Raw genomic sequence first — 15,491 nt, forward strand, 5'->3', positions numbered from 1 at the left:
GGCCGGACGCGCCGGCTTGCACCGGCTACGCCTGCGCAACCCCAAGCCCGCATCCCCCCCGCCACTGGCCATCAGCCTTCCGCGGCCGAGGCCACCACCCACTTTTCCCAGCCGATCTTGCGCAGTTTGCACGCCGGGCATTCGCCGCAGCCGTAGCCCCAGTCGTGCCGCGCACCGCGCTCGCCCAGATAGCAGGTATGGCTTTCTTCGACGATGGTTTCCACCAGGGCGTCGCCGCCCAACTGATAGGCCAGCGCCCAGGTTTCGGACTTGTCGATCCACATCAGCGGCGTCTCGATCGTCATCCGCGTGCCCAGCCCCAAGCCCAGCGCCACCTGCTGCGCCTTGATGGTGTCGTCGCGGCAATCGGGGTAGCCGGAAAAGTCCGTTTCGCACATGCCGCCCACCAGCACGTCCAGCTGGCGCCGATAGCCCAGCGCCGCCGCCAGCGTCAGGAACAGCAGGTTGCGCCCCGGCACGAAAGTGTTGGGCAGGCCGTTAGCCTGCATCTCGATGGCGCGGTCGCTGGTCATGGCGGTGTCGCCCACCTGGCCCAGCACCTTCAAGTCCAGCAAGTGGTCTTCGCCCAGGCGCGGCGCCCAATCCGGAAAGTTGGCGCGGATGTCGCGCAGCACATTCAAGCGCGCCGACAGTTCGATGTGATGGCGCTGACCGTAATCGAACGCCACCGTTTCCACATGGGCATAGCGGTCCAGCGCCCACGCCAGGCAAGTGGTGGAATCCTGGCCGCCCGAGAACAGCACGAGCGCGCGACGTTGATGATTTTGCATAAAGGGGGCTTCTACAAAGACGAAGGGACATCCCGGACTTTAACCGAGGCAAAGCGCCGTTCCCGTAAGGAACGCTGCGTAAAATCAATCGGTCCGATTTTCCTGGTAGTGCCGCAACGCCCACGTCTTTCCTTTCTTCATTCAGCCTGACGGAACCCCCGCCCGATGAAAGCCAGCCGCCCGCAGTCCGAGTCCGCAGAACCCTTGCGCCACGATATCCGCCTGCTAGGCCGCTTTTTGGGCGCCGTGATCGCGGAATGCGAAGGCAAACGGGTGTTCGACACCATTGAAACGTTGCGCCGCACCGCCGTGAAATTCCGGCGCGAAGGCAACGAGGCGGACAGCAAGCTGCTGGAACAGCGCGTCAAGCGCTTGCAAGGCAATGACCCGAATTCCGTGGCACGCGCCTTCAGCTATTTTCTGCATCTGGCCAACATTGCCGAAGACCGCGACCAGAACCGCCGCCAGCGCACTCGCGCATTGGCCGGCGACACCGCGCCGCGTGGCAGCCTGCGTGATGCCGTGCAGACATTGGGCAAGCAAGGCGTGGGCGTGGCGCGCATCCGCCGGCTGCTGGCCGACGCCAGCGTGGTGCCGGTGCTGACCGCGCACCCGACCGAAGTGCAGCGCAAGAGCACGCTGGACGTGCACCGCGAAATTGCCCTGGCGCTGACCCAGCGCGACGGCGAGCTGACGCCCGACGAATTGGCCGAGCTGGATGCCGCGCTGCTTGGCCGCGTGGCCACCTTGTGGCAGACGCGCATGCTGCGCTACACGCGCCTGACGGTGGCCGACGAGATCGAAAACGCCCTGTCGTACTACCGCAGCACCTTCCTGCAAGTCATCCCGCGCCTGTACGCAGACCTGTCCAAGCTGTTGAACCGCGAACCGACCAAGCCGTTTGCCGCGCCGCCCGCGCCGCTGGAACCGTTTCTGCGCATGGGCAGCTGGATCGGCGGGGACCGCGATGGCAACCCCAATGTGGACGCCGCCACGCTGGAACGCGCGCTGCTGCGCCAGGCCACCGTTCTGTTTGAACACTATCTGCAAGAGGTCCACGCGCTGGGCGCGGAACTGTCGATCACCACCCTGCTGGTCTCCGCCGACCCGGAACTGCTGGCGCTGGCCGATAACAGCGGCGACGATTCCCCCCACCGCAGTGACGAGCCCTATCGCCGCGCGCTGGTTGGCGTCTATGCCCGACTGGCCGCCACGGCGCAAGCGCTGACGGGGCAGGACCTGGCGCGCCGCAGCACCGTGGCGGCGCCCGCGTATCAAGCACCGCGGGAACTGTCCGCCGACCTGGCCGTGATTGCCGCGTCGCTGGCCGCGCACCACGCCTCGCCCATCGCCAAGCTGCGCCTGTCGGGCCTGCAACAAGCGGTGGAGGTGTTCGGCTTTCACCTGGCCACGGTCGACCTGCGCCAAAGCTCCGACGTGCACGAACGCGCGCTGGCCGAACTGTTCGAGCGCGCCGGCACGCTGCATGAAGGCAAGCCGCTGGACTACCTGGCGCTGGACGAAGACGCCCGCGTGGCGCTGCTGCGCGCCGAACTGGCGCAGGCGCGCCCGCTGGCTTCGCCGTGGATCGCCTACAGCGAAGACACCACCCGCGAACTGGCCGTGCTGCGCGCCGCCGCCGCCGGTCGCGCGCGTTACGGCAAGCAGGCCGTGCGCCAGACCATCGTGTCGCACACCGAAACGCTGAGCGACCTGCTGGAAGTCATGGTGCTGCAAAAGGAAGCGGGCTTGATCGCCCCGGTCGGGCAGGACCTGGACCCCGACGACGGCCTGATGGTCGTGCCCTTGTTCGAAACGATTCCCGACTTGCAGCGCGGCGCCGACATCATGGCTGCCTGGCTGGACCTGCCCGAAGTGCGCCAGCGCGTAAAGCAGGCGCAGAACGGCGCGCAGGAAGTCATGCTGGGCTATTCCGACAGCAACAAGGACGGCGGCTTCCTGACGTCGAACTGGTCGCTGTACCAGGCTGAACGCGCGCTGGTGGACGTGTTTTCATCGCGCCACGTGCGCCTGCGCCTGTTCCACGGCCGCGGCGGCTCGGTGGGGCGCGGCGGCGGCTCCAGCTTTGACGCCATCCTGGCGCAGCCGCCCGGCACCGTCGCCGGGCAGATCCGCCTGACCGAGCAAGGCGAAGTCATCCAAAGCAAGTACAAGGACGCCGAGGTTGGCCGCTGGCACCTGGAACTGCTGGTGGCCGCCACGCTGGAATCCAGCCTGGCCCCGCGCGCCGAAGCCACCAGCGCGGAAGATGCGCACATGGCGCAGCACGGCCCGGCCATGTCGTTCATGTCTGACACCGCGCAGCGCACCTATCGCGGCCTGGTGTACGACACGCCGCGCTTTGCCGAGTATTTCTTTGCCGCCACGCCCATCAGTGAAATCGCCGGCCTGAACATCGGATCGCGTCCTGCCTCGCGCAAGAAGGGCCAGCGCATCGAAGACCTGCGCGCCATTCCGTGGGGTTTTTCGTGGGCGCAATGCCGCCTGATGCTGACCGGCTGGTACGGCATGGGCTCGGCCATCGAGGCCTATCTGGAAGTGGGCGCCGAAGGCGGCCCGCGTTCACGACGCGCGCGGCTGGCGCAACTGCGCGAGATGGCGCGCGACTGGCCCGCGTTCCGCACGCTGCTGTCCAACATGGAAATGGTGCTGGCCAAGTCCGACCTGGCCATCGCGGCGCGCTATGCGCAACTGGTGCCGCAACGCGGCCTGCGCGAGCGCGTCTTCGGGCTGATCAGCGCCGAACATGGCCGCACGCTGGCCATGCTGAAACTGCTGACCCAACGCGAGTTGCTGGCCGACAACCCCACGCTGCAAGATTCCCTGCGCGAACGTTTTGCGTATATCGACCCGCTGAACTACTTGCAGATCGACCTGATCCGGCGCCATCGCGCGGCCCAGAACAATCCCAAGGCGGAAATAGACGAACGCGTGCAGCGCGCCATCCACCTGACCATCAACGGCATCGCGGCGGGCCTGCGCAATTCCGGCTAGGCGGCAGCGTCCACCTGCCGAACACCGTTGAGGGGCCATTTGTCCACCCCGGGAGACTTTTAGTACTATCCCTGACAGAAATTCTATACACGCACAAATGTTCGTATATAGAACATAACGATTTTTCTGGCCGCGCCGCACAGAAAGGCACCCTGAGGACGAGACAGAAACCGCCTGGTTCCCCGCGTGCCCGCCTGCAACGCCCGGCTGCAAGCAGCCCCAAGCGAACTGTCATGGATACTCCCCTCAAGAATCTCGCCGTCATCGGCGCAGGCGCCATGGGCAGCGGCATTGCCGCCCTGTTCGCCTCGAAGGGACTGAACATCGTCCTGATCGACCCGATGCCCGGCGCGCTGGACCGTGCCCGCGCCGTCATCGACCGTCAGTTGAACGTCTACGCGCCCGACCAGGTGCAGGAATCCCTGGCGCGCATCCGCATGGATGCCGGCCTGGAGGCCGCGGCTGACGTCGAACTGGTGATCGAGGCCGTGCCGGAAAACCTGGAGCTCAAGCGCGGCATCTTCGCCAAGCTTGACGCGTTGTGCCCCCCGCACACGCTCTTCGCCACCAACACGTCGGGCCTGTCCATCAACGCCATCGCCAGCGCCGTCGCGCGCCGCGACCGTTTCGTGGGCGCGCACTTCTTCACGCCGGCCGACGTCATCCCGCTGGTGGAAGTCGTGCGCAACGACGACACGTCGGACGCCACCGTCGCGCAGGTCATGGCGACGCTGCGCTTTGCCGGCAAGCGGCCCGTGCTGGTGCGCCAGGACATCCCCGGCTTCATCGCCAACCGCATCCAGCATGCGCTGGCGCGCGAAGCCATCTCGCTCTTGGAAAAGGGCGTGGCCAGCGCCGAGGACATCGACGAAGTGGTCAAGTGGAGCCTGGGCATCCGGCTGGCCCTGTCCGGCCCGCTGGAACAGCGCGACATGAACGGCATCGACGTGCATTACGCGATTGCCAGCTACCTGTACAAAGATCTCGAAAACCGCACCGAGCCTTCCGACCTGCTGAAAAGCAAGGTCGACAGCGGCCAGATCGGCGCCAAGAGCGGCCAGGGTTTCTACACCTGGAGCCCCGAGCGCCGCGAACGCGTGCTGCGCGAGAAAAGCGCGGCGCTGGGCGAACTGGCGGCATGGTTGAACAGCAAGGCCGACGACTCCTGACGGCGTTTCTTTTTCGAATTCACAACAGATAAGGCGCGGGGCATTGCCCACCGCGCCATCGGGCCACGAGCCCCACCACACAAAGAAAACCAATCGTCGATCCCCGTTGCGCATCGCCACCCGATGGCGCGCGGGGCACGGCACTAAAGAACCCGCCTACGGAGTTGTTGGAGGCACCATGAATAAACTCGCTTCATTCTTTACCGAGCTGATGCGCAAGTATCTGCCGGATCCTTTTGTTTTCGCGATTGCACTGACCTTGCTGACCGTGCTGCTGGCCATGGGCATCGAAGGCCAGAGCATCGGCGACGTGACCCGCGCCTGGGGCAAGGGCTTCTGGAGCCTGCTGGCGTTCACGACGCAGATGGCCGTGATCCTGGCGATGGGCTACGTGCTGGCCACCGCGCCGCTGACCGACCGCCTGCTGAACCGCATCGTCAGCCACGTGCACAAGCCGCACACCGCCATCATCGTCGCCACGCTGGTTGGCGGCGTGGGCAGCTACCTGAACTGGGGCTTTGGCCTGGTCATCGGCGGCATCGTCGCCAAGAAGCTGGCGCTGAAGGTCAAGGGCGTGCACTACCCGCTGATCATCGCGGCCGCCTATAGCGGCTTCACGATGTACGGCCTGGGCCTGTCCGCCAGCATCCCGGTGCTGGTCGCCACCCCCGGCCACCCCACCGCCAAGCAGATGGGCACCATCCCGCTGTCGGAAACCATTTTCTCGGTGCCCATGCTGATCACGAGCCTGGTCATCATCATCACGCTGCCGCTGCTGAACGCGTGGCTGCACCCCAAGAAGGGCGAGAAGATCGTTGAAGTGGACCCGGGCATCGACCGCGACGCCAATGCCTCCAACGCCAGCGAAGACATGCTGGAAAAGGGCACCATTGCCTCGAAGCTGAACAACAGCCGCATCCTGAGCCTCTTGATCGGCGCGCTGGGCATTGCTTACGTCACGTTCCACTTCATGGACGGCGGCTCGCTGGACCTGAACCTGATCAACTTCATCATCCTGTTCCTGGGCATCATCCTGCTGGGCACGCCGGCCGCCTACGTGGCCAAGCTGACCGAAGGCATCAAGACGATTTCCGGGATCATCCTGCAATACCCGTTCTACGCCGGCATCATGGCCATCATGGCCGCGTCGGGCCTGGTGACGTCGATCTCGCAAGTGTTCGTGGATCTTGCCACGCCGGCCACGCTGCCGTTCTGGGGCCTGATCAGCTCGTTCTTCATCAACTTCTTTGCGCCGTCGGCCGGCGGCCACTGGGTCATCCAGGGTCCGTTCATGATCGACGCGGCCAAGGAAATCGGCAGCGCAATGAACCAGACGACCATGGCCGTCATGCTGGGCAACGCCTGGAACGACCTGGTGCAACCCTTCTGGATCCTGCCGGCGCTGGCCCTGTCCAAGCTGAAGCTGCGCGACGTGATGGGCTACACCGTCATCATGATGCTGTGGGTGGGCGTGATCCACATCACCGCCGTGCTGGCCTGGGGCTACGCCACGCACTGATCCCCACGCGCTTTCTTTGAACAAGACTGGAAACCGATATGAGCAAACCGACTGCGTATCTCGTCACCGGCGGCAGCGCCGGCATAGGCGCCGCCATCATCCGCATGCTGCTGGATGCGGGCCACAAGGTGGTCAACATCGACTACCGACTGCCCGAGAATCCGCCGGCCGGGCTGGTCTCGTATCAGGCCGATCTGACCGATGAAGCGCGCACCAAGGAAGTGGCCGCCGAAGTCACCGCCGCCTACAACATCGTGGGCCTGGTGAACAACGCCGGCGCCACCCGCCCGGGCACGGCCGACACGGCCACCCTGGCCGATCTGGACTATGTGGTGAACCTGCATCTGCGCACCGCGCTGATCCTGGTGCAGGCCGCGCTGCCCGCCATGCGCGAAGCCGGCTTTGGCCGCATCGTGAACATGTCGTCGCGCGCGGCGCTGGGCAAGCCCGACCGCGTGGTCTATTCAGCCACCAAGGCCGGGCTGGTGGGCCTGACGCGCACGCTGGCCATGGAGCTGGGCGGCGACGGCATCACGGTCAACGCCATCGGCCCCGGCCCCATCGCCACCGACCTGTTCACCAAGAGCAATCCGGCGGGCGCTCCGCAAACCGAGCGCATCATCAACAGCATCGTGGTCAAGCGCCTGGGCACGCCGGAAGATGTGGCGCGCGCCGCCATGTTCTTCCTGTCGCCCGACAACGGCTTCGTGACGGGCCAGATGCTGTATGTGTGTGGCGGCACGACGCTGGGCGTCGCCCCGATCTGAGCCCGCTCGCCATGCCGAACCGCCCCGACCTTCGTGCCTGCCCGCCGCGCCTAGCGGCGCAGCAGCGCGTGGTTGATCTGGTCGGCGGCGTGGCGCAAGGGCGGCAAAAACGCGTCCAGCATGGCCTCGCGCGTGAAGCGGTTGGACTGCCCGCTGACGTTCATCGCGGCGATCACGCGGCCGCTGCGGTCAACGATGGGCACGGCCACCGATTGCAGGCCGGGTTCAAGTTCCTGCGCCACGCACGCGTAGCCATCGGCGCGCACGCCGGCCAGCAGGCGCTTGAGGTCGGCGATGTCGGTAACGGTTTGCGGGGTGTAGGCCTGGATCTGGCTCATGGCCAGCACCCGGTCCAGCTCCGCGTCCGACAGGCCGGCGAGCAGCACGCGGCCCATCGACGTCACCCATGCGGGCAGGCGGCTGCCCACGGCCAGGTTGATGGTCATCACCTTGTGCGTGGACAGGCGCAGGATGTACACGATGTCGGCGCCTTCCAGCACCGACACCGAGCACGATTCGCGCGTCTGCTCGGCCACTTCTTCCATGTACGGCAAGGCCAGGTTCCACAGCGGCGTGCCGGACAGGTAGGCGTAGCCCAGCTCCAGGATGCGCGGGGTCAGTTCGAACTTGCGGTCGGTGACTGTGACGTAGCCCAGGTGTTCCAGCGTCAGCAGGATGCGGCGCGCGCCGGCGCGGGTCAGCCCCGTCACGGCGGCCACTTCGGACAGCGTCATCTGCGAACGGCCCGGGCCGAACGCCCGGATCACCGACAGGCCGCGCGCGAAGGATTGCACGTAGCTGTCGCTGGGCTGCTGGGGGTCTTGCTCGGCCATCCGGTAGGTCCCAAGAGTAAAAAGCTCGCCGCTGGCGAGCCGTTCGTTGCCATTGCGGGCAACGCCAAACGATGGAGGATCGTCATGCGTCGGGTTGCCTTGACGCTGTGCGGTCCCCATGAAACGATGTTCTTCAGAAGAACGAAAGTTCTAGTGAAGAACAAATTATGACACGCCACCTATGAGCGAACATCATGATCTCTAAGCTTGTTGCAAGCGCGGCGGCCGCCCTGGCGGACGTACCCGACGGCGCCACCGTCATGATCGGCGGCTTCGGCACTGCCGGCCAGCCCATGGAATTGATCGACGCCCTGCTCGAACAGGGCGCCAAAGACCTGGTCATCATCAACAACAACGCCGGTAACGGCACCACCGGCCTTGCCGCCCTCTTGGGCGCGAACCGCGTGCGCAAGATCATCTGCTCGTTCCCGCGCCAGGTCGATTCGCAGATTTTCGACGGCCTGTACCGCAGCGGCAAGATCGAACTGGAACTGGTGCCCCAGGGCAACCTGGCCGAGCGCATCCGCGCCGCCGGCGCCGGCATCGGCGCGTTCTTCTCGCCCACCGGCTACGGCACCCCGCTGGCCGACGGCAAGGAAGTGCGCGAGATCAACGGCCGCCACTACGTGCTGGAATATCCGCTGCACGCCGACTACGCCCTGATCAAGGCCGAACGCGGTGACCGCTGGGGCAACCTGGTCTACCGCAAGACCGCCCGCAACTTCGGCCCCATCATGGCAAGCGCCGCGCGCGTGGCCGTGGCGCAGGTGCGCGAAGTGGTTGAACTGGGCACGCTGGACCCCGAAACCGTCGTCACCCCCGGCATCTTCGTGCAGCGCGTCGTGCAGATCGACGCCGCCCCGGCCGCCAAGGAGCAGCAATGAGCACCAAACTGACCCGCGACCAGATCGCCGCCCGTGTCGCGCAGGACATCCCCGAAGGCGCCTACGTCAACCTGGGCATCGGCTTGCCCACGCTGGTGGCCAACCACCTGCCGGCTGACCGCGAAGTCATCCTGCATACCGAAAACGGCATGCTGGGCATGGGCCCCGCGCCCGCCAAGGGCCAGGAAGACTACGACCTGATCAACGCCGGCAAGCAGCCCGTGACCGAACTGCCCGGCTGCTCGTTCTTCCATCACGCCGACTCGTTCGCGATGATGCGCGGCGGCCACCTGGACATCTGCGTGCTGGGCGCCTTCCAGGTGTCGCAGCACGGCGACCTGGCCAACTGGCACACCGGCGCGCCCGACGCCATCCCCGCCGTGGGCGGCGCGATGGACCTGGCCATCGGCGCCAAAGACGTCTTCGTGATGATGGAACTGCAAACGCGCGAAGGCCAAAGCAAACTGGTCGAGGCGTGCACGTATCCGCTGACGGGCGTGCGCTGCGTGTCGCGCGTGTACACGGACGTGGCGGTGTTCGACATCCGCGCCGACGGCGTCACCGTGACCGACATGTTCGGCGATGTCACCGCTGACGAGCTGCTGGCATTGACCGGCCTGCCGTTGAAGTTTTCCCGCTAATCAGGAGCCCCCATCATGCTGTTCATGGTTCAAATGCAAGTCAATCTTCCCGTCGACATGCCGGCCGAACGCGCCGACAAGCTCAAGGCGGACGAAAAGGCCCTGGCCCAACAACTGCAACGCGACGGCAAGTGGAAAGAGCTGTGGCGCGTGGTGGGCCGCTACGCCAACGTGAGCATTTTCGACGTCGAAAGCAATGACGAGCTGCACACGCTGCTGGCATCGCTGCCGCTGTTTCCGTACATGGACATCAACGTCACGGCGCTGGCGCGCCATCCCTCGGCGATCTGACAGGAGCACTTCATGCCCTACATCATCGAAACGTTCGACAAGCCCAACCACCAGGAAGTGCGCCAGCAACATCGCGCGGCGCACCTGGAGTACCTGGACGCCAACAAGCAGCTGCTGCTGGCGTGCGGCGCCAAACTGCAAGACGACGGCAAGGACGCCGGCGGCGGCCTGTACATCGTTGATCTGGACACGCGCGAAGCCGCGCAACAGTTCATCGACGCCGACCCGTTTTCGCAAGCCAATCTATTCGACCGCGTGACCATCACGCGCTGGCGCAAAGCCTACGTCGACGGCACCTGCCACCTGTAATCCTGTCGCGGCCGCCTTTTGCGCGGCCGCGTTTTCATCCGAGGACTCCCCACATGGCTTACGCCGATCTCAGCCAGGCCCGGCTGTTCTACGTCATCGATGGCCCCGCCGACGCGCCGGTGCTTGTGCTTTCCAATTCGTTGGGCACCTGCTCCGACATGTGGGCGCGCCAGATTCCCGAACTGACCAAGCATTTCCGCGTGCTGCGCTACGACACGCGCGGCCATGGCAAGTCGTCGGTGCCCGATGGCGAATACACCTTTGCGCAGCTTGCCGGCGACGTTGCCGAACTGCTGGCGCACCTGAACATCAAGCGCGCGCACTTCTGCGGCCTGTCGATGGGCGGCCCCACCGGTATCGCGCTGGCGCTGGCCCACCCGGAACTGATCGGCAAGCTGATCCTGTGCAACACCGCCGCCCGCATCGGATCGGCGGAAGGCTGGAGCACGCGCATCGCCGCCGTGGCCGAGCAGACGCTGGAAAAAATGGCGCCCACGCTGGTCGAACGCTGGTTGACCGACGGCTACCGCGCCGCCGAACCGGGCCTGACGCAAGTGCTGATCGACATGCTGCGCCGCACGCCGGACGCCGGCTATTCGGCCAACTGCGCCGCGCTGCGCGACGCCGACTACCGCGATCAAGTGTCGGCCATCACCGCGCCCACGCTGGTCATCAGCAGCTCGCACGATATGGCCGCCACACCCGTGCAAGGCCGGGAACTGGCCGCCGCCATCGCCGGCGCGCGCTATGTCGAATTGAACACCTCTCATATTTCGAACTGGGAGCAACCGGAAGCCTTCACCCGCGCGGTCGTCGACTTCCTGACGGAGTAACCGCATGCAGCGCTGGAAACATCGGCCCGAAGGCTCCAACTGGGGCGACTTCGGACCTGACGACCAACTGGGCCGTTTGAATCTCATTACCGTAGAACAAGTGCTTAAGGGCGCGCGCGAGATCCGCGCGGGCAAGACGTTCTGCCTGTCGTTGCCGCTGGACCTGCCCGGCGGCAACGTGCTGAACCCGCGCCGCCACCCGCCGCAACTGAGCCCGACGCGGCTGGCCGACACGCCGTACCTGAACTTTCCGCTGCGTAACGTCAATCCGGATGCGGTGGACGTGCTTAGCGACGACCAGGTGCTGCTGTCGATGCAATATTCCACGCAGTGGGACGCGCTGGCGCACGTGGGCGCGCTGTTTGACGCCGATGGCGACGGCACGCCGGAACTGCGCTATTACAACGGCTTTCAGGCGGGCGTGGACGTGGTCGGCCCGGCCGATAGCGAACATACCGGCTGCGCTTGCTCAACCGGCGGCCCGTCCGCCGCGTTGAAGCTGGGCGTGGAAAACCTGGCGCAAAAAGGCATGCAGGGGCGCGGCGTGCTGGTGGACCTGTTCCGACACTACGGCTCGGGCCGCACGCTGATCGGCCATGCCGAACTGATGCATGTGCTGAACACGGATGGCATCACGGTTGAACGCGGCGACATGCTGGTGCTGCGCACCGGTTACGCCGAGGCGGTCGTGGCCATGAACGGCACGCCGGACCCGCAAGTGCTGCACACCTACGGCGCCGCGCTGGACGGCACCGACACGGCCTTGCTGCAATGGATCACGGACAGCGGCATCGCCGCGATCTGCGCCGACAACTACGCGGTTGAGGCCTATCCCGCGCGGGAAAAGACCGGCCCGCGCGCCATGCTGCCGCTGCACCACCACTGCCTGTTCAAGCTGGGCCTGCCCTTGGCGGAGCTTTGGTATTTGAAAGACCTGGCGGACTTTCTCCATGCCAACGGCCGCCATCACTTCATGCTGACCGCCCCGCCGCTGCGCCTGCCGCACGCGATCGGCTCGCCGGTCACGCCGATTGCCACGGTGTAAGTCCACGGCAATCGGCGCGGCCAACGGCCACGCGAAAAAAGCGCCAGACGCGAGCCTGGCGCTTTTTTATTCGTGCAAGCGTTTTCAACCCTTCAGGCAGGTGCTCATGAAGGTTTTGCGCGCATCGCCCGTCAGCTTCTGATCGCCGGCCTTGGCGTTGCAGTCCTTCATTTTTTGTTGCTGCGGCGTCAGCTTCTTTTCGGCCCCGGGGGGTTCGCCCTTCAGGCAGCTGCTCATGTAGGCCTTGCGGTCATCGCCCGTTTTACCGGTGGCGGACTTGTTGCAGTCGGCCATGCGTTGCTGTTGCGGCGTGGGCGTCTTGGCGGGCGCGGGCGCGGCGGGGGTCTGGGCGTAGGCCCCGAAAAAACATGCGGACAACACGATGGCCGAGGCCAACTGGCTAGTACGGGAAAGCATGAGTTTCTCCCTTGCGTTAGGCGCCCGTTTGCGTGGATGCGCGCACCCGGACGAGCGGCCGGCCACGTGCCGGCCCCGCCATCATCGAACAAACGGCCACACACGGCAAGCATCGAAAAGTTAGGAAAAGACAAGGCCGAAAGATCTCAATTTGGAGACATTCCGACGCATCCTTGTCAGTAAGCGACGAATATCGGAACAACCCACGCAACCTGTTACCGATTCATCCTTTTGACCCGTTGTGCCTGGCCTGGGAATGGAGTGAGATAGCCCTGTCCGCTAGAAGCGCGGACGGCGCAAACGGCAGCGCGGACAGTCAAGCGCCCCCTACGCCGGCACACCAGGAGACCGCCATGAAACTTGCCCATGCCTTTGTTCTTTTGCTTGCCGGCCTGTCCGGCGCCGCGGGTGCGCAAAGCCTGACGTACGGCGTCACGCTGGGCAACGTGCAGGCGGTGCGCGACACCAATATGAACATGTCCACCATCACGGGTTCGCTGGCCAACCTGTCGGGCCGGCCGGTGTCCAGCGCGGTGCTGACGTATGTGCTGTACGACGCGCAAGGCCGCGAGGTGGGCCGGGTGAATGACGACGTGATCGGCCCGATTCCCCCGGGGCAGATCCGCCTGGTCAAAGCGATGACGCCGCTGAAATTCACCAAGGTCACGGTGCTGGACGTGCGGGCGCAATAGCCGATGACGGAGACGACCTCAAAAAACCCTGATCGAATCAGGGTTTAGACAGGGGGTTGTGGGGACAAATATGGGAAAATTCCGCTTGTCGACTCGATAACAGGGGCTTCCAAACGAAGCCCCTTATTGCGTCTGTCGGCGTGCCAGCAAGCCTGGCCCTGTTTCTAGGAAGCGACCATCATGTTCCCCAAAAGACTCACCGAAGGCTATCAATCGTTCCTGGACGGCCGTTTCCACTCGGAAAGCAGCCGTTATCAGAAGCTGGCTGAACTCGGGCAAAGCCCGGAAATTCTTCTTATTGGCTGCTGCGATTCCCGCGTGTCGCCCGAAGTGATCTTTGACGCCGGCCCCGGCGAGATGTTCGTCGTGCGCAACGTGGCCAACCTGGTTCCGCCCTGTGAGCCGGATTCGGAATCGTCCTATCACGGCACCAGCGCCGCGATCGAATTCGCGGTCAACGGCCTGAACGTCAAGCACATCGTCGTGCTGGGCCACGCGTCCTGCGGCGGCATCCGTTCATTCTTCGACGACGCCAAGCCGTTGTCCAAGGGTGACTTCATCGGCAAGTGGATGTCGCAGATTGAACCCGTGGCCGAACGCCTGGGCCCGGGCAGCGGCGACCGCCAGACCAAGCTCAAGCGCCTGGAACTGGCCGTGGTCGAACACAGCCTGAACAACCTGATGACGTTCCCGTCGATTCGCCGCCGTGTTGAAAAGGGCGAGCTGGAGCTGCACGGCACGTACTTCGGCGTGGCCACCGGCGTGCTGTTCCTGCGCGATCCGGAAACCGGCGAATTCAATCCCTGCCTGGAAACCGGCATCACCGAATAAGCCTCATATCCGGTACGCTTGCGGCTGCTTTTCGCTTTCTTCAAAGACGTTACGCAACCCCAAGGACCGATATGAAATTGTTCTTCTCGCCGGCTTCGCCTTTCGTGCGCAAATGCATGGTCATTGCGCACGAACTGGCCCTGACCGACCGCATCGAGAAACTGCCCAGCGCCGCCGGCCCCGTCGCCCGCGACAAAAGCATCATCCCCAGCAACCCGCTGGGCAAGGTGCCCACCTTGATCACGGACGACGGCCAGGTGCTGTACGACAGCCGCGTCATCTGCGAATTCCTGAACGACCTGGGCGGCGGCACGCTGTTCCCCGCGAACGGCCGCGCGCGCTGGCAGGCGCTGGCCGACCAGGCCTTGGGCGATGGCGTCATGGACGCCGCGTTGCTGGCGCGCTATGAAGTGGCGCTGCGCCCCGAAGCCCTGCGCTGGACCGACTGGGTCGACGGCCAACTGAGCAAGGCGCACGACGCCCTGGCTCAGCTGGAAAAAGACGTGGTCCGCCTGGACGGCCGCATGGACATCGGCACGATTGCCATCGGCTGCGCCCTGGGCTATCTGGACTTCCGCTTCGGCGATTACGACTGGCGCGCCACGCACCCCGGCGTTGCCGCCTGGTTCAAGACCTTTAACGCACGCCCCTCCATGCAGGCGACCCTGCCGCCCGTCTGACGCGGTTACGCCTTGACTCCTAGTGCGACGGGCTGACACGACGCCGCGCCCGCAACGCGGTAAATTTTCCCCATGTCAGCCCCCGGCAGACCCGACGATTCGGGTCTTGTCGACTTGCACAGGGAGCAACCATGAACGTCTCTGCGATCTCGCCCATTACCCGTGTTGCCGCGCCCTATCCGGCGCGCGTGCCGCTGGTGGACGACACCCGACCCACGTTTGAAGCCGAGCGCCTGGCGCGGGAAGCCGCCGTGCGGGAGGCTGCCCTGCGCGAAGCCCAGCGCACCAAGCAGGCCCAGGCCGCCTGGGAAGCGCAACGCCTTGCTCGCGCGCGCGAGGCCTCCGAGGCTGCGCGAACCCGACCGGCCGCCAATACCCATACCGACACCACTGCCCACACCGGCCTGCGCGCCGAGGCGCTGGTGCCGTTGGCCGCCGACGTACTCAACCCCGATATCCTGCGCGATCAATTCGCCGATGCGCGCTTGCGCCGCGCGCTGGACGCCTATGGGGCGCAATCGGATCCGGTCGCTCAGCGCGCCGGCAACGCGAACGATCTGGGCACCATCGAAGGGCTGACGCCGTTGCAGCCGTATCGCGTTGCGATGGCCAACCCGCAAGTGGAATTGCAGGCAGCCGTGGCCGTGAAGGCCGCCACCGTCGCCGTGCCGGCGGTCGTCAACATCGGGCCGACGGAAAACGTCACGGACAACGCGCGCTATCGCTCGGGCACTGCCGCACGCATGTCCTGAGACGAAAAAGCCGCCTGACAAC

At 65.3% G+C, this 15,491-nt stretch carries 17 protein-coding genes; 14 read left to right on the forward strand and 3 right to left on the reverse strand.

From position 1 onward, the window contains the following. Positions 1-71: 71 nt before the first annotated feature. Complete coding sequence (gene queC, locus AC6LJY_RS11230; RefSeq protein WP_104141686.1) at positions 72-791, reverse strand: 7-cyano-7-deazaguanine synthase QueC; 720 nt, start codon at positions 789-791, stop codon at positions 72-74. 165 nt (positions 792-956) lie between these two features. On the opposite strand from queC, the gene ppc reads away from it, so the two are divergent. From ppc to AC6LJY_RS11250, 4 genes are all read left to right on the forward strand, one after another. After that, on the forward strand, positions 957-3,806 hold the full coding sequence (gene ppc, locus AC6LJY_RS11235) for a phosphoenolpyruvate carboxylase (protein WP_498135954.1): 2,850 nt from the start codon (positions 957-959) through the stop codon (positions 3,804-3,806). A gap of 233 nt (positions 3,807-4,039) precedes the next feature. Beyond that, positions 4,040-4,975: a 3-hydroxyacyl-CoA dehydrogenase family protein gene (locus AC6LJY_RS11240; protein WP_046803265.1), complete on the forward strand. Its 936-nt coding sequence runs from the start codon at positions 4,040-4,042 to the stop codon at positions 4,973-4,975. A 178-nt stretch (positions 4,976-5,153) separates the two neighbouring features. Then, entirely contained in the window at positions 5,154-6,494 is a 1,341-nt protein-coding gene (locus tag AC6LJY_RS11245; RefSeq protein WP_104141685.1) for a short-chain fatty acid transporter, read from the forward strand. Between the two features lie 38 nt (positions 6,495-6,532). After that, positions 6,533-7,261 (forward strand): SDR family NAD(P)-dependent oxidoreductase, encoded by a 729-nt coding sequence (locus tag AC6LJY_RS11250; RefSeq protein ID WP_046803263.1) that lies wholly within the window; start codon positions 6,533-6,535, stop codon positions 7,259-7,261. A 50-nt stretch (positions 7,262-7,311) separates the two neighbouring features. Here AC6LJY_RS11250 and AC6LJY_RS11255 read toward each other — a convergent pair whose 3' ends face one another. Continuing rightward, entirely contained in the window at positions 7,312-8,094 is a 783-nt protein-coding gene (locus AC6LJY_RS11255) for an IclR family transcriptional regulator (protein ID WP_319302331.1), read from the reverse strand. A 194-nt stretch (positions 8,095-8,288) separates the two neighbouring features. Here AC6LJY_RS11255 and AC6LJY_RS11260 point away from each other — a divergent pair, with 194 nt between their 5' ends. From AC6LJY_RS11260 to AC6LJY_RS11285, 6 genes are read left to right on the forward strand one after another with little or no spacing between them, the layout of a single operon-like run. After that, positions 8,289-8,978 (forward strand): 3-oxoacid CoA-transferase subunit A, encoded by a 690-nt coding sequence (locus AC6LJY_RS11260; protein WP_046803261.1) that lies wholly within the window; start codon positions 8,289-8,291, stop codon positions 8,976-8,978. After that, entirely contained in the window at positions 8,975-9,619 is a 645-nt protein-coding gene (locus AC6LJY_RS11265) for a 3-oxoacid CoA-transferase subunit B (protein ID WP_046803260.1), read from the forward strand. The genes AC6LJY_RS11260 and AC6LJY_RS11265 overlap by 4 nt, the downstream gene beginning before the upstream one ends. Positions 9,620-9,634: 15 nt before the next feature. Further along, entirely contained in the window at positions 9,635-9,910 is a 276-nt protein-coding gene (gene catC / locus AC6LJY_RS11270; protein ID WP_006227165.1) for a muconolactone Delta-isomerase, read from the forward strand. Between the two features lie 12 nt (positions 9,911-9,922). After that, positions 9,923-10,219 carry a YciI family protein gene (locus tag AC6LJY_RS11275; RefSeq protein WP_006216052.1) on the forward strand — a complete coding sequence of 99 codons (297 nt, stop codon included), beginning with the start codon at positions 9,923-9,925 and terminating at the stop codon, positions 10,217-10,219. Between the two features lie 53 nt (positions 10,220-10,272). Continuing rightward, a complete protein-coding gene (gene pcaD / locus AC6LJY_RS11280) occupies positions 10,273-11,052 on the forward strand; it encodes a 3-oxoadipate enol-lactonase (RefSeq protein ID WP_498135955.1) in 780 nt (259 codons plus the stop codon). Positions 11,053-11,056: 4 nt separating this feature from the next. Beyond that, on the forward strand, positions 11,057-12,097 hold the full coding sequence (locus tag AC6LJY_RS11285) for a cyclase family protein (RefSeq protein ID WP_498135956.1): 1,041 nt from the start codon (positions 11,057-11,059) through the stop codon (positions 12,095-12,097). Between the two features lie 84 nt (positions 12,098-12,181). On the opposite strand, the gene AC6LJY_RS11290 is transcribed toward AC6LJY_RS11285, so the two are convergent. Beyond that, positions 12,182-12,514 carry a PsiF family protein gene (locus AC6LJY_RS11290; RefSeq protein ID WP_498135957.1) on the reverse strand — a complete coding sequence of 111 codons (333 nt, stop codon included), beginning with the start codon at positions 12,512-12,514 and terminating at the stop codon, positions 12,182-12,184. Between the two features lie 353 nt (positions 12,515-12,867). On the opposite strand from AC6LJY_RS11290, the gene AC6LJY_RS11295 reads away from it, so the two are divergent. The 4 genes from AC6LJY_RS11295 to AC6LJY_RS11310 all read left to right on the forward strand — a co-directional run bounded on the left by AC6LJY_RS11295 (position 12,868) and on the right by AC6LJY_RS11310 (position 15,469). Beyond that, positions 12,868-13,206 (forward strand): FxLYD domain-containing protein, encoded by a 339-nt coding sequence (locus AC6LJY_RS11295; protein WP_046803256.1) that lies wholly within the window; start codon positions 12,868-12,870, stop codon positions 13,204-13,206. A 180-nt stretch (positions 13,207-13,386) separates the two neighbouring features. Beyond that, complete coding sequence (locus AC6LJY_RS11300; protein WP_046803255.1) at positions 13,387-14,037, forward strand: carbonic anhydrase; 651 nt, start codon at positions 13,387-13,389, stop codon at positions 14,035-14,037. A gap of 71 nt (positions 14,038-14,108) precedes the next feature. After that, on the forward strand, positions 14,109-14,717 hold the full coding sequence (locus AC6LJY_RS11305; RefSeq protein WP_498135958.1) for a glutathione S-transferase: 609 nt from the start codon (positions 14,109-14,111) through the stop codon (positions 14,715-14,717). Positions 14,718-14,848: 131 nt separating this feature from the next. Then, the gene (locus tag AC6LJY_RS11310; RefSeq protein ID WP_498135959.1) at positions 14,849-15,469 is read left to right on the forward strand and encodes a hypothetical protein; all 621 of its coding nucleotides are present in this window, start codon (positions 14,849-14,851) and stop codon (positions 15,467-15,469) included. Positions 15,470-15,491: the final 22 nt, after the last annotated feature.

The sequence above is a fragment of the Achromobacter sp. RT286_PF genome, from assembly GCF_059760425.1.